18 protein-coding genes are annotated in these 22,706 nt (G+C 50.0%); 11 read left to right on the top strand and 7 right to left on the bottom strand.

Features of this window, described 5'->3' with window-relative positions; translation table 11 throughout:
* Window positions 1-17: 17 nt before the first annotated feature.
* A complete protein-coding gene (locus D3P09_RS05010) occupies window positions 18-1,190 on the bottom strand; it encodes an ROK family transcriptional regulator (RefSeq protein WP_120107719.1) in 1,173 nt (390 codons plus the stop codon).
* A 459-nt stretch (window positions 1,191-1,649) separates the two neighbouring features.
* Between D3P09_RS05010 and D3P09_RS05005 the strand changes: the two genes are divergently transcribed.
* The 5 genes from D3P09_RS05005 to D3P09_RS04985 all read left to right on the top strand — a co-directional run bounded on the left by D3P09_RS05005 (window position 1,650) and on the right by D3P09_RS04985 (window position 8,204).
* On the top strand, window positions 1,650-2,681 hold the full coding sequence (locus D3P09_RS05005; RefSeq protein WP_120107717.1) for an extracellular solute-binding protein: 1,032 nt from the start codon (window positions 1,650-1,652) through the stop codon (window positions 2,679-2,681).
* A 79-nt stretch (window positions 2,682-2,760) separates the two neighbouring features.
* Window positions 2,761-3,870 (top strand): ABC transporter ATP-binding protein, encoded by a 1,110-nt coding sequence (locus D3P09_RS05000; protein WP_120107715.1) that lies wholly within the window; start codon window positions 2,761-2,763, stop codon window positions 3,868-3,870.
* Complete coding sequence (locus D3P09_RS04995; protein WP_120107714.1) at window positions 3,857-5,518, top strand: ABC transporter permease; 1,662 nt, start codon at window positions 3,857-3,859, stop codon at window positions 5,516-5,518. The genes D3P09_RS05000 and D3P09_RS04995 overlap by 14 nt, the downstream gene beginning before the upstream one ends.
* Before the next feature lie 258 nt (window positions 5,519-5,776).
* Complete coding sequence (locus D3P09_RS04990; RefSeq protein WP_165867314.1) at window positions 5,777-7,441, top strand: sensor histidine kinase; 1,665 nt, start codon at window positions 5,777-5,779, stop codon at window positions 7,439-7,441.
* Between the two features lie 4 nt (window positions 7,442-7,445).
* Entirely contained in the window at window positions 7,446-8,204 is a 759-nt protein-coding gene (locus tag D3P09_RS04985; RefSeq protein WP_120107711.1) for a response regulator transcription factor, read from the top strand.
* 93 nt (window positions 8,205-8,297) lie between these two features.
* Here D3P09_RS04985 and D3P09_RS04980 read toward each other — a convergent pair whose 3' ends face one another.
* Window positions 8,298-8,930 carry a 3'-5' exonuclease gene (locus D3P09_RS04980; RefSeq protein ID WP_120107709.1) on the bottom strand — a complete coding sequence of 211 codons (633 nt, stop codon included), beginning with the start codon at window positions 8,928-8,930 and terminating at the stop codon, window positions 8,298-8,300.
* Between the two features lie 407 nt (window positions 8,931-9,337).
* On the opposite strand from D3P09_RS04980, the gene D3P09_RS04975 reads away from it, so the two are divergent.
* Complete coding sequence (locus D3P09_RS04975; RefSeq protein WP_120107707.1) at window positions 9,338-10,621, top strand: MFS transporter; 1,284 nt, start codon at window positions 9,338-9,340, stop codon at window positions 10,619-10,621.
* Window positions 10,622-10,668: 47 nt separating this feature from the next.
* Here the strand turns inward: D3P09_RS04975 and D3P09_RS27570 are convergent, their stop codons facing one another.
* The 3 genes from D3P09_RS27570 to D3P09_RS04960 are packed head-to-tail and all read right to left on the bottom strand — an operon-like array spanning window position 10,669 to window position 14,136.
* Window positions 10,669-12,702 carry a CotH kinase family protein gene (locus tag D3P09_RS27570; protein WP_165867313.1) on the bottom strand — a complete coding sequence of 678 codons (2,034 nt, stop codon included), beginning with the start codon at window positions 12,700-12,702 and terminating at the stop codon, window positions 10,669-10,671.
* Between the two features lie 20 nt (window positions 12,703-12,722).
* On the bottom strand, window positions 12,723-13,421 hold the full coding sequence (locus D3P09_RS04965; protein ID WP_120107705.1) for a DUF4956 domain-containing protein: 699 nt from the start codon (window positions 13,419-13,421) through the stop codon (window positions 12,723-12,725).
* 1 nt (window position 13,422) lies between these two features.
* Complete coding sequence (locus D3P09_RS04960; RefSeq protein WP_120107703.1) at window positions 13,423-14,136, bottom strand: polyphosphate polymerase domain-containing protein; 714 nt, start codon at window positions 14,134-14,136, stop codon at window positions 13,423-13,425.
* 161 nt (window positions 14,137-14,297) lie between these two features.
* On the opposite strand from D3P09_RS04960, the gene D3P09_RS04955 reads away from it, so the two are divergent.
* Complete coding sequence (locus D3P09_RS04955) at window positions 14,298-15,563, top strand: purple acid phosphatase family protein (RefSeq protein ID WP_120107701.1); 1,266 nt, start codon at window positions 14,298-14,300, stop codon at window positions 15,561-15,563.
* Here D3P09_RS04955 and D3P09_RS04950 read toward each other — a convergent pair.
* Window positions 15,560-17,071, bottom strand: a complete 1,512-nt coding sequence (locus D3P09_RS04950; protein ID WP_120107700.1) for a sensor histidine kinase — start codon at window positions 17,069-17,071, stop codon at window positions 15,560-15,562. The two genes, D3P09_RS04955 and D3P09_RS04950, sit on opposite strands and share 4 nt — an antisense overlap.
* On the bottom strand, window positions 17,068-17,754 hold the full coding sequence (locus D3P09_RS04945) for a response regulator transcription factor (protein WP_120107698.1): 687 nt from the start codon (window positions 17,752-17,754) through the stop codon (window positions 17,068-17,070). Before D3P09_RS04945 ends, D3P09_RS04950 begins: the two co-directional genes overlap by 4 nt.
* 207 nt (window positions 17,755-17,961) lie before the next feature.
* Here D3P09_RS04945 and D3P09_RS04940 point away from each other — a divergent pair, with 207 nt between their 5' ends.
* From D3P09_RS04940 to D3P09_RS04925, 4 genes are all read left to right on the top strand, one after another.
* Window positions 17,962-18,840, top strand: a complete 879-nt coding sequence (locus D3P09_RS04940) for a peptidoglycan-binding domain-containing protein (protein ID WP_120107696.1) — start codon at window positions 17,962-17,964, stop codon at window positions 18,838-18,840.
* A gap of 159 nt (window positions 18,841-18,999) precedes the next feature.
* On the top strand, window positions 19,000-20,289 hold the full coding sequence (locus D3P09_RS04935; protein ID WP_120107695.1) for a DUF445 domain-containing protein: 1,290 nt from the start codon (window positions 19,000-19,002) through the stop codon (window positions 20,287-20,289).
* Window position 20,290: 1 nt separating this feature from the next.
* Complete coding sequence (locus D3P09_RS04930) at window positions 20,291-21,634, top strand: DUF445 domain-containing protein (RefSeq protein WP_120107693.1); 1,344 nt, start codon at window positions 20,291-20,293, stop codon at window positions 21,632-21,634.
* A gap of 139 nt (window positions 21,635-21,773) precedes the next feature.
* Window positions 21,774-22,637, top strand: coding sequence for a DegV family protein (locus D3P09_RS04925; protein ID WP_243643904.1), 864 nt, complete (start codon window positions 21,774-21,776; stop codon window positions 22,635-22,637).
* Window positions 22,638-22,706: the final 69 nt, after the last annotated feature.

Raw genomic sequence — 22,706 nt, 5'->3', positions numbered from 1 at the left:
TGCTTCACGCTCCTTGGCTAGTAAAGTTGTTTGTGCTTCATGAATTGCAACGATGGAAAGGTTTGATTCAGTCCTAGAATGGCTATGCCTTGCAGGGCCGATTGATGCTGCAAGCTTGAGATTTCGATGGCTACGCTAGTGACCTCCGAAGTATGGAGACTCACCTTCTTCTTCAGGTCCTCCAGCGATAGCGATTGGGTTACGCCTCCCATTAACAAAATCTTCTCCGGATTTACGAGTGTAATGATGTTTAGGATACCCAATGCCAGATGATCCTCGAATTGATTAACCAAGCGCCCCGCTTGAATATCTCCTTGCTTGGCTAATTCGAATACTTGTTTGGCCGACATTTGTTGATGGAATAGCGCCGACGCGGCAGCTTCCAGACCTGATCCGGAACATGCCATTTCGAAGTGGCCCTTCGTTGACGGGGCGTATAATTGATTAGAATTGAAAACCATGTAACCAATCTCACCGGCTGCATTTTTGGCGCCGCGAATGACTTTTCCATCAATGAGCACCGCAGCTCCCAGCCCCGTGCCAATGCCGATCAGCACCGCAGAGTTAACATGCTGGAACACCCCTGCATACATCTCGCCAACCAATGCGGCCCGCACATCATTCTCGATCGTGACAGGGATGTGGAATACCTCTTGAAAATACTGCGCCAGGTGAATATTTCTCCATTCCGGAAGGTTGGGGGAGCCTTCCAGCACGATTCCCGTTACAGGGTCAACGATGCCCGGAGTAGCAATACTTATAAACGAAAGTCGCTCCATAGGCTGATTCGCTTGCCGGATAAAGGCTTTCATATCGACCACCATCTGTTCCAGGAAAGCCTGGCTCGTCTCAAGATCATAGGTTGATACTGTATGCTTCATGAAGCATTCCCCTGCTAAATCGAACAGGCCCATATGAATCGTTGTGCCGCCTAAATCTACAGCAAGTCCAAAGGAGGCATGCCTAGAGAAATGAAGGTTGGTGCCGCGCTTGCTTAAATCGGCGTCGTCCTTCTCATCAAAAATCAGCTTTTCCTCAATCAGTTCTTTGACAATATCGGAAATGGTCGCCTTCGTGATCCCGGAATGCTTGGCGATCTCAGACCGTGACAGAGGTCCCAGGTCTTTAACGATGTTGAGAACAATATCTTTGTTCATTTTGCGTATCGTGCTGGGTAAGTTTACATTCATGAGGTCATCACACTACTTTCAATCGATTGTTCCTTAATTAAGTTTATATTATAAACCTAAAAAGCGAAAAAAATAAGTGAATCTTTTAAATTCCAGTCTATAATGTGTTGTAGTCTGTGAATTAAGTTTATATTACATCCTTAATGTAAGCGTGGTCAACAGGAAATTTAAATACATCACAGCCATTTGATCCCGGCTAACCTCTTTAAACTACATATTTCCTCTTAAATAATTGCGGATGAAGAGCCGATATTGAATGACCTATGCCGTAAGCATAGGAGTAACTCGGTGGCGGTTTTTTATTTGTTCTGCATAAATAGGGAAGACTAGGAAGGAAGAGGCTCCGAACAGCCTCATTTAGTTTTGTTTTTTTAGTATTTGTTATTTATTTTAGGATTTTGCAGCGGAAAATTGAAGCGTATACTTTGGCTTAAGACAAATATGAGGAGGTCAAAAATCATGAAATTGAAATCGCTTACTTTTGCCCTAGTACTAGCAACTGGACTTATTTTATCAGGGTGTTCCCAGGATAACGGCGGTAAAAAGAATGAAAACACGCTAACGATTTACACAGCACGAAGCGAGAGCTTGAACAATGCGGTCATCCCTAACTTTGAGAAGGATACGGGCATTAAAGTCGACATCGTTGTCGCAGGCACGGGCGAGTTGATCAAGCGCGTAGAATCTGAGACGAACAACCCGATGGGAGATATTTTGTGGGCAGCTGACGAGACGATGCTTTCCAGCAAAAAAGAGCTTTTCGAAAAATATGTATCAACTGAAGATGAGAAAATGATTCCGGCATTCCGCAATAAGACAGGTTATTTCTCGCCGGCTTTTGCTGACCCGACTGTATTTATCGTAAATAAAAATATTGCCGGCGATGTGCAGGTAAAAGGTTTTGAAGATCTTTTGAACCCGGCGCTAAAAGGTAAAATTTCCTTCGGCGATCCATCGGCATCCAGCTCCGCATTCCAATCGCTGGCAGCAATGCTTTATGCAATGGGTGACGGCGATCCAATGTCCGACAAGGCTTGGGACTTCGTAGAGAAGTTTATCGCTAATTTGGATGGTAAAATTGCAGGCAGCTCCGGCCAAGTTCACAAAGGCGTAGCTGACGGCGAGTACCCTGTTGGTCTAACCTGGGAGGACCCGGTGGTTCAATATATCAATAACGGCGCTCCTGTAGATGTTATTTTCCCGGTTGAAGGCGCTATCTTCCCTGGCGAGTCCGTTCAAATTATTAAAGGTGCAAAAAATATGGAAAATGCACAAAAGTTTATTGATTACGTGCTTTCCGACAAGATCCAAACTTTAGTAGGCTCTGAGCTTACGGTCAGACCACTTCGTGACGGCGTTAAATTGGCAGATTACATGGTTCCAACTGACAGCATTGTTCTTGCTAAAAACTATGACGAAGCTTGGATTTCGGAAAACAAAGATAAAATTACGGCCAAATTTACGGATTTGCTAGAAAAATCAATGGATTAATCGTTTTTCTAAAGTAGAGCAGTTTATACTTCACGGATAAGCTGCTCTATCTTTATTAAGGATTGAAAGGATGACGAACATGAGTGTATCTATTATAGTCGACAACGTTGTGAAGAAGTTTGAAGATACGACGGTCATTGATAAGCTGTCCTTGCAAATAAAGCCAGGTGAGCTATTTACGCTGCTAGGACCATCAGGCTGTGGAAAAACGACTCTTTTGCGCATGATTATAGGGTTTAATTCCATCGATGGCGGCAGCATTAGAATTGCAGACAAAGAGGTTAACCATATACCCGTGAGCAAGCGTAATATGGGGATGGTGTTCCAAAACTATGCGATCTTCCCGCATATGTCTGTCAAAGACAATATCGCTTTTGGGCTAAAAAACCGCAAGCTGGGCAAGGAAGAAATGGAGAAGCGGATTAACGATATTTTACGCGTCGTTCATATTGAGAAATATAAGGATCGTATGCCAGATAAGCTTTCCGGCGGACAACAGCAGCGTGTAGCATTGGCAAGAGCGATTGTGATCCACCCGGAAGTACTGCTTATGGATGAACCGTTATCTAATCTTGATGCGAAGCTGCGCGTGGAAATGCGCAATGCGATTAGAAGCATTCAGCAGCAGGTTGGCATTACTACCGTCTACGTTACGCATGATCAGGAGGAAGCGCTTGCGATATCTGATCGCATTGCCGTTATGAATGGCGGAGTTATTCAGCAAATTGGAACGCCAAAGAGCATTTATGAGCGTCCGGCCAATATTTTTGTATCCAAATTTATCGGTACATCTAATGTAATGAAAGCAACGCTAAAAGTAGAGAACGGCGAGAAATATATTCAGCTAAGCGATACTTATCAAGAAAAGATGGCGAATCTGAAGGACCAAGCAAAACCCGGCGGTACCGTCTTAGTATCGGTCAGACCTCAGGAATTTATGATTAATGAGGAAAAGGTTGGATTGAAGGGGAAAGTGATTAGAAGCATGTTCCTTGGCATTAATACGCATTACTTTATTGAACTGGAGCAAGGCGAAGAGGTAGAGGTTATCCAGGATGCCGACGCAGTGGAGCTGATTCCGGAAGGGGCTACCGTATATTTGAAGGTAAAGCCAACTAAAATCAACGTCTTCAGCAGCGAGGATGAAACAACGCTAATTAAAGTAGGTGGGATAAATGAAAGCAAATAAAAAGCCGTTTAATATTTGGAACACCTCCACCTTGCTTATTTTATGTATATTTTTGCTGTTCATCGCGTTTCCGCTATTTCTAGTATTAAAGAAAAGTGTGATTGATCCCGGAACCGGACAATTTACCTTTGAATACTTGAGCAAATTTTTCGAACGGAAATTTTATTGGATTACGATTTTAAACAGCTTCAAGGTAACAGTGGCTGCAACGCTGCTATCTATGGTTATCGGTTTGCCGCTGGCCTATATGATGCGGAAAGTAAAAATTAAAGGCAGTAAGGTTATTGAAATCCTTGTTATTATTTCGTATATATCTCCCCCATTTATCGGTGCCTATGCATGGATTCAGCTATTAGGACGCAGAGGTGTGGTCACGGAGTTTGTCAATAATTTGTTCGGCACGCAGTTTGATGGGATTTACGGATTTGCAGGCATTGTGTTGGTGCTATCTTTGCAATCGTTTCCACTCATCTACCTATATATCTCAGGCGCACTGAAAAATTTGGATAACTCGCTCAATGAAGCGGCAGAGAGTCTTGGCTATTCCAATATCCAGCGTATGTTCAAAATCATTATCCCGCTCATTATCCCAACCATGCTCGCAAGCGCGCTCCTTGTCTTTATGAGAGTCATTGCGGACTTTGGAACGCCGATGCTGATTGGCGAAGGCTACCGCACCATCCCGGTATTGATCTATACGCAGTTTATGAGTGAAGTAGGCGGTAATGATGGATTCGCTGCCGCGTTATGTATGATCTTCATAGTTGTAACGCTGGTTCTATTTTTAGTCCAGCGCATCGTAGCCAGCCGCTTCTCCTATTCGATGTCGGCACTAAAGCCAATGTCTGTTGAAAAGGTAAAAGGCTATAAAAATATTTTGTCCCATGCATTTGTTTATTTTGTTGTTTTATTAGCGATTCTTCCGCAGCTGGTCGTAACGTTTACTTCGTTTTTGGAAACGAAGGGAGGCCAGGTTTATACCGGAAACTTCTCTTTCGACAATTACAAAAATATTTTGTTTATGAAAAATACGGCTGTCATTTGGAATACTTATAAAATGGGTATTATCGCGATCATCATTATCGTTGTGCTAGGGGTATTGATTTCTTATTTAACCGTAAGGAAGAAAAATGCCATTACGAATATACTAGATACGGTTTCGATGTTCCCGTTCATTATTCCAGGATCGGTACTGGGAATTTCGTTTATTTTTGCCTTTAGCGATAAGCCGTTTGTGCTGAGCGGTACAGTGTTAATTATGGTTATGTCGTTCGTCATTAGAAGGATGCCGTACACGATTCGTTCAAGTACAGCGATTATTGGCCAAATCAGCCCAAGTCTTGAAGAAGCAGCGATTAGCCTTGGCGCATCAGAGACGAAGACATTCCGTAAGGTAGTTGTGCCGATGATGATGCCAGGGGTTATGGCAGGAGCAATAATGAGCTGGATTACGGTTATAAGTGAATTGAGCTCCTCGATTATTTTGTATACGAGCGGTACGCAAACCCTTACTGTATCGATCTATACGGAGGTAATCCGCGGTAATTACGGTAATGCATCCGCATACTCAGCAATATTGACTGTAACGTCAATTATCTCGTTATTACTATTCTTCAAGCTGACAGGAAAACGCGAGGTAAGTGTATAATTAGCTGGACGTGGAGAACAGCTGTGCGTTGTTTCCATTAGCCTTACTTGATAATTTAAGATTATACTATAATGAAAAACCGAAGCATGTTGAACCATTGCCGCGGCCGATATCCTTCAGTAAATTAAGAGCAGCCTTGCAACGGAGGCTGTTCTTTTTAACAGATAAGCAGTGTCGCATTTTCTAACGAATCTTTGCGTTATTCTTAAGGAGCGCCTGCAAGCATCGTGATGTTTTAGGGTAGAGGGGGAAATGAATATGCAAAAAAGCTTTAGAGACTACATGAAAAAAGTGTTTCTCAAATATTCGATCATTACGATCGCGCTCATTTTCACCTTGTATATTTTGTCCCTATACGTCACGTTTATGGTTGTGGTCGTCAAGAAAAACAATCAGGTCAATGACCGGATCCGCGCTACTGTCGCATATGAGTTTTCCAGGTATCGCCATACACTTGATAAGCTCGTCCAGAATGAAGCTTTTCAGCAGGTGACAGAGGGGCGATCGCAATTATTGGAAGTAAATAATATATTGTATCCGGTTATTAATTCCAGACCCTTTAAAGGGAACTTTGTTCTTTTCGATAAAAATGGGAATATCGTCACCACCAGTCTTTTCAATGGGAATGCAGAGGCGTTGAAAAGCGACTATTTGATGCAAAGTTTGCTAAGAGATACCGATCTAAGAGATGGAATAGAGCGAACTGTTGATTATTCGTTGTTTAAGGAAGGACAAAGCAGTTCTTATTTTTTCGCTAAAGCGATTATGACAGATGAAAATATCCAAGGCTATTTATTCTTTTTTCTTGAAGATCTCGGCCGCTACTTTCAGCATTCAGCGGATTTGGTTGCGATAACAGACCGGTTTGACCAAGCGATCTATGTATCTGATCAAAAGCTGCTGGCCCATGTCGGCAAGGTAAACAAGCACTATCTTGAAGGAAATACAGCTGCGATTGATAATAATACTTACTATGTAACGAGCCGCACGATTCATGATCAAGATATTCGTATTATAAACATGCTATCGATTAACACGTTCAAACAATCGGTGTGGATCGGGCTTATTTCTTTTATAAGTATAGGCATAGTTATGATTATTGTTAATTATTTGGTTCTGCCAAAAATTATGAGGCAAAGCCTGCGATCCGTAGATTCGTTAATTCACTTTATTCAAACGCCCTCCAAGGGGATGAAGTCTCAGGCCTTTGAAGAGTTTCAAATGATTCAGGATGAGTTCCTGATTAAAATGGATCAAATTCAATCGTTAATGCAAAGCAATGCCGAAATAGCAGAGATGAAGAGGAAAATGGAAATCAAGCAGCTGGAGGCGCAATTCAATCCGCATTTTGCTTTTAACGTATTGGAAATGCTGCGTTATGAAATTTTATTCGATCCTCAGAATGCATCGGAAATTATCGTTTCATTTGCCAACTTGTTAAGGTACAACATCCATTATGGAAGCACTATGGTTCCTGTTGAAACCGATATCAAATATGTAGAGGATTATTTGAAGCTGCAAAAAATGCGCTTTAACCGACGGTTGGATTATACGATAGATGTGGATGAATCTATAAGGGATATAAAAATTCCAAAGCTTATTATTCAGCCGCTCATCGAGAACAGTATAAAGCATTGCATCGAGGACACGGCTCACTTGGATATTGCGATTAGCATTTTACGAAAAGACGATTATTTATATATGGCTGTTAAGGATAATGGGAAAGGAATTGAGCCGGACAGGCTGGCTTTGCTTCAGCAATCGCTCGAGCGGGGAACGAATGACACGGAGCACTACGGTATTTTTCATTCGCATCGCGTCGTTCAGCTCATTTATGGCGAGCAGTTCGGGATGACGATTGACAGCGTTCATGGAGAAGGAACGAATGTTGAAATCAAGATACCTTTAAATAAAGGGGATTGAAAGCATGTATAGAGTGCTTATCGTGGAAGATGAGGATATCATTCGCAAAGGACTTACCTACAAGGTGGATTGGCTGAACAATAACTGTGTAGTCGTTGGCAGTGCGATCGATGGGAATGATGGGCTGGAACAAATAAAAAAGCTAAAGCCTGACATCGTGATCACCGATATAAGGATGCCTTTTAAGGATGGAATTATCATGCTGGAGGAAGCACTGGCTGTACATGATTTTGAGACGATTATTATTTCAGGGTACAGTGAATTTGATTATGCCCAAAAAGCGATTTCGCTGGGAGTCAGTGAATACATTTTAAAGCCGATTGATTTTAGATTGCTTGATATAGCGATTCAGAAAACTAGTAAGAAAATCGATGCAAGGCAGCATGAAGAAAAGAAGCATGAATTCCTTCATAGGTATCAGGAGGTGCTCGATGTTGAAGCCTTATCGGTTCACTCCACCTATGTTTCGGCCATGCTGGACTATATTAAAGGAAATTACCCGCACAGAGTTTCGATAACGGATCTGAGCGAGAAATTGCAGGTATCCACGGTGTATCTGAATGCCAAATTCAAGGATGAAACGAACTATACGTTTAATGATTTTTTAAACCGGTACAGAATTATTAAAGCAATTGATTTTATGGAAAATAGCGGCAAGCTTATCTATGAAATCGCGGAGCTGGTAGGGTTTAAGGAATACAAGTATTTTAGTCAAGTGTTCAAGAAGTATGTCGGGTATTCGCCTACTCATTTTACGAAGTAAAGATGGCGGCGCCAGTCGGGCAAGCAATAGAATAGGACGGCGCTGCGATCAAGATTGGACTACAGCTGTTGTAGTCCAATCTTTTCATTATCATCACGCTTCCCGAGGAGCGTACTTCAGATCAATCGCATTGAGCTTGGCGTTGGGAGGGCTCCACTTTGGCGGGCCATACTTGCGCATGTAGCCCAGCGTGTTGAGATAGTCGTTCACAGGCTGCTCTTCATCGAGCGTGCGGAACAGCTCCCAGCAAGCGATAACGTCATTGAGCGCACGATGCCCGCCGACGAGCGGAATGGCGTAACGGTCGCACATATCTTTTAGCGTATGCGGGTAGACATGCCGCTCCCTGCTTATGGTAAGCGTGTCGATAAAGTCGTTGCGGAAGGAACGGCCTGCAATGCGCATCAGGGAATGATGCAGGAAGCTCAGGTCGAATTGGGCATTATGAGCCACAAGCACTTGGTCGCCGACGATCATCCGGTTCAAGATGCGGAACGCGGTGTCTTCATCCATGCCGCATGCGGTCATATCGTCAGTAATGCCGGTCAGTTCGGTAATTTTTGGCGCGAGCTTGCCGTCATATTGGACCAGCGTACTGAATTCGCTGGCGATCTCGCCATTGACGACGCGGATGGCCGCCATCTCGATGACGCGGTCGTTCTTGGGATCGAGTCCGCTCGTCTCGAAATCGAATACGGTAAAGGATCGTTCTTGCAAAAGAGTCATATGTGTTCACCACTTTTTTATGTAAATTCGTAGAGCACTATCCTTATAACTTCTACACGCATGCCCGATCCCCTTTCCAAAAACGCGAAAAACCTCGGAACCGGCTTTATGGATAGCGGCTCCGAGGCGTGTCCTTCTATAATTTAGTGGTTGTTGCCGGACGCATTTCCTTTCTTGTCTGACGATTTGGTTTTGGTGTTTTTGTTGGCATGACCTTGCTGCTTCGCCATTAGTCTCGCCTCCTTCCTAAGTGGTATTTTTAGTGTGAGGCTGAGGGGGCTTCCTTTATGCAGCGTGAATTTTGGATTCTGTGCAATTCGCTCTTTCTATCTTTCATGGATGTGATACACTGTTGGTAGATAAGAGACGTACGTACATAATTGCTTTATGCAACGGAGGAACGTCAGATGCGACTGGGAGAAGTCTTGGAACGAATTTGGAGCGGGATAAAAGGAGGGGATTTGCCGCCGGAGCGCAAGCTTGGCAAAGAGGCTGTAACGGCACTTATTATTCATAGTTGTTTTCAGTTCGGCGCGTCTATGTCGGGCTTGTTCTTGAACTTATATTTGTGGAGGCTGACCGAGGACCTGGTCATCAATGCCGTCTACAATATTATCAGCTTTATTATTACGCCTATTGCCTTTGCAGTCGGCGGCTGGATATCGAAAAAATATGACCGCATGTTGACCTACCGGCTCGGTATTGTCATGATTGCGTTTTTTTATTTGCTTGTTATTTTGGCGCAGGAGCAGGTGCCGAATTATTATATCTGGTTTGCGATCTTTAACGGTTTTGCGTCAGGCTTCTATTGGACGGGGTATCTGGTGCTGCAATATGATGTCTCGACGGATGCCAACCGGATTCGTTTCCTGGCGATCAATATGGTTACGTTCAACTCCGCCGGTCTGGCTGGCCCTGCGCTGGCGGGATTTGTTATCCAACGGAATGACGGTTTGTCCGGCTACATCTTGATCTTTACGGTTGCTTTTATTATGTTCGTAGTCGCCGCGCTGATCAGCTTCCGGATTCCGACGATCAAGACCCATCACAAGACGTATTATCTAAAGTTGATGGGCGAGGTCATGCGCCGCAACAAGCGGTGGGTCAAAGGCCTGTACAGCTTCCTGATCCTTGGCTTGTTCCAAGGCATTATGCTGTTCTTGCCCAATATCCTGCTCTTTCAGGCTGTGAACCGGGAGGACTGGGTCGGTTATCTCGGCGTCTTCTTCTCGGCGCTGACGGTGGCGACAGGTTATGTCATCTCCCGCAGGGCGCAAAAAGAAAATGTGCGCCGATACGTGTTCCTCGCGACGAGCGGAACGGTGCTTGGCGCAGCATTGCTGCTGGTCCAAGTGGAATTATGGTCCGTCGTCCTGTTCATGGTTCTGTTCTCGATCTGCAACCCGCTTGCCATTAACACGCTCACTTCTTATTACTACCGGATTATCGGGGAGCTGCCGCTCAAAGGGCAGCTGCGCATCGAGTCGGTTGTCATGCGAGAGGTGTTCCTGAATATCGGACGGGTAGTGTCGATTGTGCTGCTTGCGGTTTTCGGCTCCGATCTGGAATCGATCTGGATGCCGATCATCCTGTTCGGCGCTGCTGCAATGCAGTATGCGCTGGCGTGGCTGATCAGCGAGGATCAACCTAAGATGGTAGCGGAGCGGGCTTCGTTGGCAAAAGAAGCATAGATAAAAAAAGCAGCGGCTCAGCCGCTGCTTTTTTTAATTCCAATAGATTAGAGCCGTTTGCGCTTGTAGAAGACGATGAAGAGACATGCTGCAAGCAGGACGGCAGCGGACACCGCGGCCGTTATCGCTTCTTTCTCTTTATTCTCGTTCTGCGCTGCGGTATTGCCGGGGAAGCCGCCGAAGCCGCCCATTCCTTCCGGCCGCATCCCCCCCATGAAGCCGCCTTGGCCTTGACCCTGGCCCGGGAACCCGCCCTGACCGGCCCCGTTGCCGTTAGGCTGGACTGCTCCGGGCGCTTGCTGTGCATTGCCGTTTTGGCCATTCGGGTTGCTTGGCTTAGTCTGTTCTTGGCCATTGCCGCCATTCAGATTGTCCGGCTGTGCAGCGTCTTTCTGGGTATTTGTCTCTGCAGCCAGAATGACCTGACCGCCTTGTGCGACAGACAGCATCGCTGCTTGGGCGATGCTGTCGCCGCTCGAAGCGTTGGCGGAGCTCCCGCCTTGAGCTCCTCCCTCAGGAGGCGTGAAGCCCTCCCGCATTTGTCCGTTCGGGAAGCCGCCTTCAGGAGGCGTGAAGCCCTCCGGCATCTGTCCGTTCGGGAAGCCTCCCTCAGGAGGCGTGAAGCCCTCCGGCATCTGTCCGTTCGGGAAGCCGCCTTCAGGAGGCGTGAAGCCCTCCGGCATCTGCCCGTTCGGGAAGCCGCCCTCAGGAGGCGCGAAGCCCTCCGGCATCTGTCCGCCCGGGAAGCCGCCTCCATTACCGCCCATGCCAGGGCGCCCCATGCCGCCTCCGCCAAAGCCGCGGCTGCCGCTGCCAGAACCGTCGCCGGAAGATGGCTCTGTGCCGTCAAGCTGCTTGGCAATGCTTGCAGTCTGCGTCTCCGTGAAGCTAAGCAATTGCTCCACCCCTTGCTCGTATTGCTCATACGTGACAAAGGCAGTAGGGTCGGCTTTGACATGCTCGGAGATTAACTCCTTTAGCTCTGCCACACGGCCTTGGAAGCGCTCGTCTTCCAAATAGCCGTCCAGCATCTCCGCTATGATCTCATGATAGCGTTCCTTGTAGGCGTCGCCCGCCAGCAGCTTCGCGACGAGCGGTCGGTCGGCTACTGCTCCTGTCGTCGGTTCGTCGATCAGGATGCCCGAGCCTCCGAAGCCCCCAAAGGACATATTGTAGTCCCAAGGAAGAATGGAGAAGACCCCGTCCAATTCATAGAGGTAGTAGTTATGCTTCAACTCGGACAAGTAGCTGTCCATGTTGCCGATGACGGCGTTCAGCGCGATATACTTCAGCGCCGTATCGACGTCGATCACGGATTCGTAGTCGGTTCCGTTGTTCAGCTCATCCATCATGGCAAGCAAGGCCTGGTCGTTACGCTTGTCTGATTTCACATCTAGTCCAGTGTAGGCAGAGGCGGTCCCGAGCCAATTCAGCTCGCTGCCGTTGCCGCCGTTGGCTTTGTATAACGTGCCGTACGCCTTGCCGAAATTCCGTTCCAGATAAGCGTCGCCGATCTGCTCGATAGCTAGATAGAAGCCCCACAGCTCTCCGTTCACATAGACGTTGACATAGGAGCGTTTTGGCGTGGGGAGTCCCATCTCCTCCGCCAACTCATACGACAGAAACTCCTGCATATAGCTGTTGTCGCTATAGTTGTTGTTCAGATTGATTTTGCTGATGCCGCCGAGCGTCTGATTCACGTATTCGTCAAAGGAGATTTTGAAGCTGTAGCGGTCCGAATTCTGCATATTCACCACGCTGCGCAGGCTCAGATTTCCTTTGGTTCGAATAGCTACATTCTCGTATTTCTCGCCGTTATATTCCACTGTCGCTTGCTTGAACTGCTCTGCGGACGCATTGTCCAGCATGTCCTGGAAGTCGTCCGGATCAATCGTAATTTTCACGTCGACAATCTCATCCTGCGGGAAATACTTCTCATCCAGCAGCTGTTCGTCCGCAGATACGATTCCGGTGCCGAATGTCTCGGTTGCGCCGGAGTCCATAGCCAGCGCCACTCCGACGAGGGCGACGACGATTAGAAGCGTCATAAGCCGGGCCGCGTTTTGACGGAAACCTCCCATCGGTTCATCCCCTCCATTTCTTAAGATACATAATCTCCGTTATAGCTGATAAGCACTGCGCTGCGCACACCCGGAATCGACGACAATTGATTGACGAAGCGGCCCGTGTGATCCTTCAGGCGAAGCTCCAGCGTCAGCTCGATCGAGCCTGGCGTTACGTTCTTTTGCTTCACGTTGAATCGTTTGGCGTGCTGGCTTACATGCTTGTGAAGCAGCTCTTCACCTTCATCGCTGTCGAGATGGGCTACAAGCAGGAACGGCGTCTCTGCGGTGCCGCCTTTTACGAAGAAGAAGAGAATCAGGCCGACGATAACCGAGCCGATAATTGCAAGATTGTAGAAGCCTGCGCCCGTTACGATGCCGGCTACTGCCGCCCAGAACAGGAAGATGAGGTCTGTCGGGTCCTTGATCGGTGTGCGGAAGCGGACGATCGACAGCGCGCCGACCATACCAAGAGAGAGCACGAGATTGGAATTGATGGCGATAATAACGACCGCTGTAATCATGGTCATGCCGATCAGAGAGACGTTGAAGCTCTTGGAATAAAGCACACCGCTGAATATACGGCGGTAGAGCAAGTAGATGAACAGTCCGATGATGAACGCAACGGCTAGCGTCAGCAGGATTTTGCTAAGGCTGATGTCCGATGCGAAATTGTTCAAGACAGAATTGCGGATAATATCCGAGAAATTCGTAGATGATTGCTGTGAAGCCTCCATATTAATAATCCTCCCATGAGTTCGATTTCAAATATTTGCGGCAGATCACATACTTGGATGCGGATTGCCGGTTCAGTCCTTCGAGTTGAATCGCCGTCTGTATCGCCGCCGGCATGTACTCGTCATACTTGACCTCCAGAATGATCAGATTCTGATCAATCGCGCTGACCGGAGCGAGCTCCGGGTCGAAGATGTCTGTTGCGTGCAGCCCGGTTCGGAGCTCCTTGTCGAATGTAATGCGCACATTCCCATGCTCGTTCACAAAAGGCTCGCGCACATAATCGACAATGACTTTGGGCGCCAGCAGGCTGTTCTTCATCAGATCGTGAATTTCGAGCAGCAGGGGCTTGCGGCCCTCCTGCAGGACGCTGATATCGCCAGCGAGCAAGGCATCGTACATTTCGCGGGTAAGCGGCTCCTTTACTTTGGCGATGTAATCCTTGAATTTGATTTTTTTCTCAAAATGAATGACGCCGTCGGAGCGGTTGTAGATACGTATGCGGTATTTGGCCCGGTCCCGGATGCCGCCGAGCTTCTCGTGCAGCGCCGTGTTATGAATATCGTCGAAGTAAAGGCTTCGGATATGATATTCTCCGCCGGCTCCGACATGCTTGTCCTGCTTCATAAGCCCCTTCAGACGCTGGCGGATTATGAAATGCTGATGATGGTTAATCATAAACTTAAGCTCGTTGCGGTACTTAAGATCTTCGTTCAATTGTTCACACCTCGTTTCGATCGCTTCTCTGTAACCACTGCTATTGTATAAATCTTTACTTATTCTTAACTTAAGGCCCGCTGAAAGATTGCTGAATGCGTGTCAAGAGCAGGTTATGTTAATCTTTTGTTATCAAATGGACAAAGGAGGGGGTGATTGGAATGAAGAAGGAAGGACTTATTATTGCGCTTGTTGCGCTTGTTGTTGTCGGGGTTTTCTTCTGGGTGGAGAGCCGGAAGGACGAAGCAAGGGACAAGCCTCATTCGCTTGTCATGAATGTAGGGGAGGATGCGGCGACAGTCCGGTCATTCACTTGGCAGAGCGGCAGCAAGCTGAATAGAAGCTTGATTCAATATGTAGAGAGCGAGAGCCGGGATGTGGATTGGGACAGCGTACACGCGATGACGGTCGAAGGGGCCTTTGATCTGATTGCGGCAGACGGCAATCGGCACATGGTGCATCAGGCGACCATAACCGGGCTTCAAGCGAGCAAAACGTATGCCTACCGGGTAGGGGACGGCTCGGCGAAGGGATGGAGCGGGACGGAGCTTTTTTATACCATTACAGATTCGCATCAGGACGGCGGGTTTGCATTTATTAATGTGACGGATTCGCAAGGAGAGACGGAGAAGGACTTCAAGCTGTGGGGGGATACGCTGAAGCAAGCGGCCCGGACAGTGCCGGATGCCGCGTTCATTGTTCATAATGGCGATCTGACCGAGGATCCGAAGGATATGGGGGCGTGGGATTCATTCTTCCGCGAGGCTGCGCCTTGGCTGTCCTCCGTTCCGCTGATGCCGGTAACGGGCAATCATGATGAGGTGGACGGAGATGCGGAGCCGTTCGTCTCGCTGTTCCATGTGCCGGATAACGGAGCGCCGGATTCGATTGAGGGGACGACCTATTATTTTGATTATGACGACGCCAGGTTCATCATGCTCAATACGGAATCCAATATTAAGGGGCAGACGAAGTGGCTGGAGGATGTGCTGAAGAAAAACACGCGGAAATGGGTGATCGTCTCCCTTCATAGAGGGCCATACGGAGGCAATCAGAACAAGAACATCGGGGACTGGGTGGAGCTGTTCGACCGCTACGAGGTGGACTTGGTGCTGCAGGGACATAACCATGAATACGCACGTTCCTATCCGCTGCGGGACGGCAAGATTGCCCCCGGCAACGATTCCTATGTGCTGGACCGCGCTGGCACGGTCTATGTCGTCACGAATGCGGCCGGACAAAAGCTGAACGAGAAGAAGAAGGATCAATTCTACCACAAGGTGCACCTCCAGAATGGCAAAAGGATGTTCGCCGCTGTAAGAATCAGCGGGAACACCCTCCGGTTCCAGGCTTATGATACGGACGGGAAGCTATGGGACGAGTTCGTGCTGGAGCATACGTCGACACCGTCCGCGCCAACTTCTTAATCTTGCGGATCCAAGGACAGCTCCCTGTACAGCGGGAGCGTAATGATGAACGATGCGCCTTCGCCGGTATTGCTGACCACCTTGATATGTCCATGATGGGCTTCGATAATCGAATGTGTAATCGCAAGTCCCAGCCCGGTCCCGCCACGTGCGCGCGACCGGGACTCTTCTCCCCGATAGAAGCGCTCGAAGATATGAGGAAGATGGGCGGGCGGGATGCCGGAGCCGTTATCCCGCACTTCAAGGCTGGCAGTGTCGCCGTTATCGCTTAGAATCACTTCGATCTCGCCCAGCTTGGCATCCGTATGCTGAACGGCATTATGGAAGAGGTTCAGCACAACCTGCTTCAGCTTGTCCCGATGAATACGGGCCGTCACGCTGTCTCTGATCTGTAAGCTATAGCGGCGATTATCGGCAAGCAGGTCAAGCTGGGGCTCCATCTCCGCCAGCAGCAGATCTAGCCTAGCCGGCTCCAGCTTGAGAGGCGCGGGCTGATCCAGCCTGACCAGCTGAAGCAAGTCCTCCACCAGCTTGTTCACTCTCTCCGATTCCGTCTTCATGCTGCCAAGCGCTCGCATAAGCTGCTCCCTATCTGCAGCCGCTCCTCTCAGCAGCACCTCGATAAAGCCGTGCAGGGAAGTAAGCGGCGTCCTGAGCTCATGGGATGCATCCGCGATAAATCGCCTCATTCGTTCATTGGTTGCGCGTTCTTGCTCGAACGCAGCGTCAAGCCGCATAAGCATATTGTTGAATGCCTCGGATAAGGAATCGATCTCGGATTGACCTTGGCGCTCCGGCAGCCGCGTATTCAGGCTGCCTGCATCCGTAAGCTCCGCCGCCTGTACCACCTTGGAGAGCGGATGCAGCGTTCTCCGCAGCAGGGGCAAGTACAGCAGAAGCCCTGCGACTAAAGCCGCGGCGGCGAGCGAAGCGAAGATAGCGACCTGAGTAAGCAGTTGGCTGCGCAGCGACTCCGTCTCGACGGCAGCTTGCAGCACACCGCCATCCTTGTCCCCTGGACGGCCGACGATACGGAATACGGCCATATATTCCCTTCCGCCAGCTGCTGTGATGAGCTGATAGCCAGGACGTTCTCCGGCTTGAAGCCTCTGGCGGATTCCGTTGTAAGCTTCGGCACTAAGCAGCGGAGTTTCCTTCGGATCGATGCTGCCGCCCTCGATCACCGATTGCGCTGCCCCGGATTGATCGATGACTACGAGTGAAAATCCGGGCTGGAACAGCAAGGGAGAGTCCGGGCGTATTTTGCCGGGATGGCGAATGCCGGGCTCCTTGATATCCAGCCGGAACAGATCGGGAGGCAGCGACATCAGCTGGGTGTTCAGCGCCTCTGCTTTGTTGCGGTACAGGAAGTCCTTCATGAACAGAAATTGCAATATGCCGATTAGCAAAAACAATGCCGCGAGCACCAGCAAGGACCGGACCAGCAGCTGCAGCCGCAGCGATTGGGGTCTAAGCAAGCGCTGTATCATGCCAGACTGCTTCTTCATGGCAAGTCCACCCGGTATCCGGCGCCGCGGAGCGTGCGGATAAGCCGGTGCTCCTTGTCGCCAAGCTTGTCGCGAAGGGATCGGATGTAGACTTCGACGATATTTTGTTCCCCGCCAAAATCATAGCCCCACACCTTCTCCAAAATCAGCGACTTGCTCAGTACGACGCCATGATTCATCACAATGTATTTCAGCAGCTCGTATTCCGTAGGAGACAGCTCCACGATGTCCTCTCGATAGCGAATCTCCTTGCGCTTGTCATCGATACGGAAGGGGCCGCAGCTGACCTCGCCTAGCAGATTGGGGAACTGGTTGCGCAATCTGGCGTGAATGCGCGCCAGCAGCTCCTCGAAGCTGAACGGCTTGACCAAGTAGTCATCAGCCCCGAGCGACAGGCCGTGGACGCGGTCCTCCACCTCATCCTTGGCTGTCAGCATAATGACCGCGACTTGCGAGCCCGCCTGCTTCAGCTCCCTGCACACCGCAAACCCGTCCAGATCCGGCATCATCACATCCAGAATAACGACATGCGGCTGGAATTCGGCCGCGGTCTGAAGCGCGATTCTCCCGTCTTCAGCCGTTGCAATCTGCGCCCCCTCATTCGCCAGCCCCATCTCCAAAAATTGCACGATTGACGCCTCGTCATCCACGACGAGAATTTTAATTCCGTTCAGCGTTCGCATCCGTTGTCCTCCACTTAATGGCTTGTCCCTCTATTATGAGCGTAAGCCCTCCAATATCCAACTCCCTGCAGCCATAATTGGGCGATATTCAGCAAATTTTCAGCGAGGGGATTTTTTTTCATTTTGATGAAATGAAATGCGTTTTTTGGGGATAGTAACGGTGGTAGCAACTATCAATTCAGGCTGACTAAAGGAAGGTGCAAACGAATGAAGGATAAGCAAGTCCAAGCATATTCGAAAAAGAAAACGGGCGCGGGATGGCTCTCGGCCAAATACTTAAGCGTGGCAATCATTACGCTTGCGCTGATGTTCAGCTTGCCGAATACAACGCTGGCGGTCGGCAAACGCGCGAAAGGTCCTGACGTCTATGTCATACAGGGCATGCTCAAGTCGATTGGCAGCTATGCCGGTCCTATTGACGGCTATTATGGTCCTGCAACAGTAAAAGGCGTTAAATACTATCAAAAGACGCATGGACTGGCTGTAACGGGCTCGGTGGATACGAAGACGCTGCAATCCATCAGCTATTCCTATGCGAAAGCAAAAGGCGCGGCTGGCCAATCCAAAGCTCAAGCGAAGAGCAAAGCAAAAGGCACAGGTAAAGCTGGCGCTGGAGCAGGTGCAGGCGGCGGAGCTGGTAAAGGCGCAGGCGGAGGAGCTGGTGGCGGCGCAGGCGGCGGAACTGGTGGCGGCGCAGGCGGCGGAACTGGTGGCGGCGCAGGCGGCGGAGCTGGTGGCGGCGCAGGTATTGGCGGCGGCAAAGGCGGCATCGGCGGTGGTGAAGGCAAAGGCGGCAACATCCGCGGCGCAGGCGAAGGCAAGGGCGGCAACATCGGTGGCGGCGGAGCCGGCAAAGGCGGCAACATCGGCGGCGGCGGAGCCGGTAAAGGCGGCAATGTCGGCGGCGCAGGCGAAGGCAAAGGCGGCAACATCGGCGGCGGCGGAGCCGGCAAAGGCGGCAATGTCGGCGGTGCAGGAGAAGGCAAGGGCGGCAACATCGGCGGCGGCGGAGCGGGCAAAACGCCTCCAGGCGGCAAAGTTCCGCCAAGCGGCAAGATCGACAGCCAGCCGCGCAGCCAGCAATAGCATGTAACGAATATAGGCCGTCTCGATAGGTCCTCCTTGCGGAGTATACCGATCGAGACGGCTTTTTGCCATGAACGCGACTAGAGGCGAGTGGATGGGCGACCCAAAAAAGGTTAAACTATCATTACCGTATTCTAGCAAGCGAAATGGAGCAGCGAGATGAACAATTGGAGCGTAAAAAAACAAGCCAACGCCATCTTGATCTTATCAGGCGCAGGAATTCTTGCGGCGTTCCCCTTCCAGCACACGTTTGCGGGAGGGCTGTTATTCGCCGTATTCAGCGCCGGGACGATTGGCGGACTGGCGGATTCTTTTGCAATCAGCGCATTGTTCGGCGATCCTCTGCGGATCAAATGGCCGAAATGGATGGGCACTCATATTATTTCACGCAATAAAGAGCGGCTGATCGGCGAGCTTGTCGACATGGTGGAGAAGGAGCTGCTGACGGTTGCATCGATCAAGGCTACGCTTGAGGAGCATGATCTTGGCAAAGTACTGGTGCGCTACCTGTCTGAGAGCGGCGGAAGCGAAGAGGTCCAGCAATTCGCAGGCAAGCTGGCAGGCGATCTGCTGCAGAAAGTAGAGCCGGGCGGGCTGGCCGGAGGCATCGAGCGCTTCGCGTATGATCATGCCGGATCCTTGCAGGTATCCGATGTGCTCGCCGATGTGGGCGAATGGACGATACGCAACGGTTATGATGATCGAATCATCGCTTTTGTCGTTCAGCCGCTGGTGCAGCTAGTGAAGTCGGAGCCATTCCGCGCGCTTGTCGAGCAGTTCGCCGAATCGGCGATCCGATCCTACGAAGGGGAGAAGCTGCGCCGCAGGCTGGTCGACTTCACAGCGGGCTTGAATGCGCCCGCGATTAGCGTGAAGGTTCAGGATTGGCTCGCCAATTTCATTGAGCAATTCGCTCTGGAGGACCATCCGCAGCGCCAGAGCTTCAAGCTGTTTCTGGCTGAGTTCGTGCGCAGGCTGAGGGAGGACGAAGCGCTTCGCCAGAGCATTGAGGCCGGGAAGCTGAACATACTGGCCAAGATTCAGGAGAATGTCCCGCTAGAGGAGCTGCTGAAGGCCCGTATCGAGAAAGCCCGGTCAGCGCTCATGGCAGCAGCTCAAGAAGAGGGAGCGCCGCAGGCGTCCCCGCTAGGCTGGCTGCGCCAGGAGATTGACAGAGGACTTGAGCAATTAAGGACGCGTGACGATCTTCAGGCTGCGCTCGACACAGGCGTCAAGTCGCTGCTGCTCGGCTGGCTTGAGAATAAGCATGCGCTTATCGGACGTTTGGTGAGAGAGAAGCTGGATTCTTTTTCAGAGGAAGAGCTTATAGCATTGATCAAAGATAAAGCAGGCAAGGACCTGCAATATATCCGGCTCAACGGGATGGTTGTAGGCGGGCTGGTCGGCCTCATTCTCTATCTGCTCACGTTCTGGATAGGGGGACGATAACATGACGATGAGACGAAAAGCGAATTTGAGCTTGCTGCTGCTGGCACTATTATTCATCGGTGCGGCTGCCCTGATGTACTGGTATCCCGGCAGATGGTGGTCCAAGCTGCTGCTGTATTCCGCGGAAGCGGGATTGGTAGGGGCGCTTGCCGATCTGTTCGCTGTGACGGTCTTGTTCCGGCATCCGCTCGGCATGCGCTGGGTTCCGCATACGGCGATTATTCCGCGCAATCGGACGAAGCTGGTCGAAGGTGTCGCCGCGATGGTGGAGGAGCAGCTGCTCAGCAAAAGCATGATCAAGGACAAGCTGATGGCTTACAGCATTGTGGATGCGATCATCGGCTGGGTAGACCGTAAAGGCAGAGGTGGCATGGGTATTGCCGAGAAGGGCTGGGAGCTGCTCCTCTCCTGGGTGAAGGGAACGGATACGGTGAAGCTGGCATCCAAGCTGGACGGATATGTTCGGGGCAAGCTTCGCGGGATGGATCTGTCCCGTTATGGCGGAAGAGGACTTCGCTGGCTGCTGGTGAACAGCGATTTTCAGAAGTGGATGGGTCAGGTCGTCGATTATGCGGCAAAACGAGTGGCTAGCGAGGATACGAAGGGAGCGATTCGCGCCATGCTGGCGAAGGAGAAGGACAATTTCGTCTCCGAGGGCGGCTCCTTCACCAAGTGGCTGAAGCGCAAGCTCGTAGATTTCGCTGAGGCGGCAGACGCTCTTAATCTGGATGATGCTGCGAATACGCTCTACAATGATCTGCAATCGTTCATGAACGATCTAAAGGATCCGAAGCATGAGCTTCGCGTGCTGGTCGAGGTCCGGCTGATGGAGCTGGCGGAGAAGCTGGAGACGAGCGAGGACATGGCTGCTACCATAGAGAAATGGAAGCTTGAGCTGCTGGATGAGCTGTCGCTGCAGCCTTCCATCCATGCGCTGCTGGACAGCATGAGAGGCATGCTGCTCGCAGGCAGCGAGCTGAAGTACTTGGCGGCAGAGGAGCGCCAGCTTCATGTCGACGATGTGAAGAATTGGCTGTCGGAGCTGATCGGCGCGTATTGGGAAGCGTTCAAGGCGGATGAGGAGATCAAAGCTCAGCTTGACGGCTACTTGAAGCAATTCATCAACGGCATTATGGAGCAGGAGCATGCCTTGATCGGCCGCATTGCGCGCAAGACGCTGGAGGGCTTCACGGAGGAACGGCTGGTGGAATTTATCGAAAGCAAGGTCGAGACGGACTTGCAGCGTATCCGGCTGAACGGCGCTTTTATCGGAGCCGGAGTGGGCGCGCTTATCTTCGTATTCCTGAATGGCGTATATGGGCCGCTGCTGGAGTATCTATTTTAGGAAAGTACTGGAGAGAAGGCCTGTACCGCATGGCGGTAGGGGCCTTTTTTTCGCGGAATGGACACATTACCCTAAAAAGAAAACGCTGACATCAAAGTTAAATCGTTTATACTATAGATAGTGATAGACAGACTATCGAATGGAGGAAGCAGGCCTGAACAACATTAGATTATTCGCAGATAGCGTGTCGGATTTGCCGCAAGAATGGATTGAGAGGTATAACATTACGATCGTGCCTCTTTATATTATTTTCAACGAGGAAGTCTTCCGGGACGGAATTGATATTACGACTAAGGAGATTTACCGCCGGGTGGAGGAGAACGGGGTATTGCCTCGTACGGCAGCGCCTTCGCCGGATGATTTCACGCAAGCCTTTCAAGACGCTATCGACGCGGGAGATTCGGTGTTGTTTATCAGCATGTCTGCCAAAGTGTCTTCCACATATCAGAATGCCAGAATTGCCATGAATGATTTCCCTGAGGGACGGATCACGATCGTCGATTCCACCCACTTGTCCGCAAGCACGACCATGCTCGTCATTATGGCCGCACGCTTGCTGGAGGAAGGGAAGGATATGGACACGGTGGTCGCACATCTGGAGTCGTACCGGGATCGCGTCGAGATCGACATCCTGATCGACCGCCTGGATTACTTGCATAAGGGCGGCCGCGTATCCAGCATTCAGAACATGATCGGCAGCTTATTGAATATTCGTCCTGTGCTTGGTATCAAGCAAGGCCTTATCCTATCTACTAAGAAATACCGTGGCAAGACGCAAAAGGCGCTAGAGGGCGTTATGCAAAATATCGTAGATAATATTGATAGCATAGATCAAAATGTTGTCGTCATTGCTCAGACCGTAGCCGAGAAGGCCGCGGACTACATGCGCGATTACTTGCTAGAGCATACGTCGGTTAAAGAGGTCATTATGATTGAGGGCGGATGTACGATTTGCTCGCATACGGGGCCGAAGACGGTGGCGATTAGTTATTTGCGGAAGTAGGAAGTTTGATATAAAATTTACATTGACTTGGGAATCTATTTTCGAACTATTAGCGTAATTTACTTAGTT

The sequence above is a fragment of the Paenibacillus pinisoli genome, from assembly GCF_003605435.1.
Lineage (GTDB): Bacteria > Bacillota > Bacilli > Paenibacillales > Paenibacillaceae > Pristimantibacillus > Pristimantibacillus pinisoli.
The sequence above is the reverse complement of the archived record's forward strand: the minus strand, read 5'-3'. Positions and strand labels throughout refer to the sequence as shown.

What these genes read in the sequence shown, in the direction of transcription:
- D3P09_RS05010 (WP_120107719.1), bottom strand. Translation starts at nt 1,190, where the DNA reads ATGAATGTAAACTTACCCAGCACGATACGCAAAATGAACAAAGATATT.
- D3P09_RS05005 (WP_120107717.1), top strand. Translation starts at nt 1,650, where the DNA reads ATGAAATTGAAATCGCTTACTTTTGCCCTAGTACTAGCAACTGGACTT.
- D3P09_RS05000 (WP_120107715.1), top strand. Translation starts at nt 2,761, where the DNA reads ATGAGTGTATCTATTATAGTCGACAACGTTGTGAAGAAGTTTGAAGAT.
- D3P09_RS04995 (WP_120107714.1), top strand. Translation starts at nt 3,857, where the DNA reads ATGAAAGCAAATAAAAAGCCGTTTAATATTTGGAACACCTCCACCTTG.
- D3P09_RS04990 (WP_165867314.1), top strand. Translation starts at nt 5,777, where the DNA reads ATGCAAAAAAGCTTTAGAGACTACATGAAAAAAGTGTTTCTCAAATAT.
- D3P09_RS04985 (WP_120107711.1), top strand. Translation starts at nt 7,446, where the DNA reads ATGTATAGAGTGCTTATCGTGGAAGATGAGGATATCATTCGCAAAGGA.
- D3P09_RS04980 (WP_120107709.1), bottom strand. Translation starts at nt 8,930, where the DNA reads ATGACTCTTTTGCAAGAACGATCCTTTACCGTATTCGATTTCGAGACG.
- D3P09_RS04975 (WP_120107707.1), top strand. Translation starts at nt 9,338, where the DNA reads ATGCGACTGGGAGAAGTCTTGGAACGAATTTGGAGCGGGATAAAAGGA.
- D3P09_RS27570 (WP_165867313.1), bottom strand. Translation starts at nt 12,702, where the DNA reads ATGGGAGGTTTCCGTCAAAACGCGGCCCGGCTTATGACGCTTCTAATC.
- D3P09_RS04965 (WP_120107705.1), bottom strand. Translation starts at nt 13,421, where the DNA reads ATGGAGGCTTCACAGCAATCATCTACGAATTTCTCGGATATTATCCGC.
- D3P09_RS04955 (WP_120107701.1), top strand. Translation starts at nt 14,298, where the DNA reads ATGAAGAAGGAAGGACTTATTATTGCGCTTGTTGCGCTTGTTGTTGTC.
- D3P09_RS04950 (WP_120107700.1), bottom strand. Translation starts at nt 17,071, where the DNA reads ATGAAGAAGCAGTCTGGCATGATACAGCGCTTGCTTAGACCCCAATCG.
- D3P09_RS04945 (WP_120107698.1), bottom strand. Translation starts at nt 17,754, where the DNA reads ATGCGAACGCTGAACGGAATTAAAATTCTCGTCGTGGATGACGAGGCG.
- D3P09_RS04940 (WP_120107696.1), top strand. Translation starts at nt 17,962, where the DNA reads ATGAAGGATAAGCAAGTCCAAGCATATTCGAAAAAGAAAACGGGCGCG.
- D3P09_RS04935 (WP_120107695.1), top strand. Translation starts at nt 19,000, where the DNA reads ATGAACAATTGGAGCGTAAAAAAACAAGCCAACGCCATCTTGATCTTA.
- D3P09_RS04930 (WP_120107693.1), top strand. Translation starts at nt 20,291, where the DNA reads ATGACGATGAGACGAAAAGCGAATTTGAGCTTGCTGCTGCTGGCACTA.
- D3P09_RS04925 (WP_243643904.1), top strand. Translation starts at nt 21,774, where the DNA reads ATGGAGGAAGCAGGCCTGAACAACATTAGATTATTCGCAGATAGCGTG.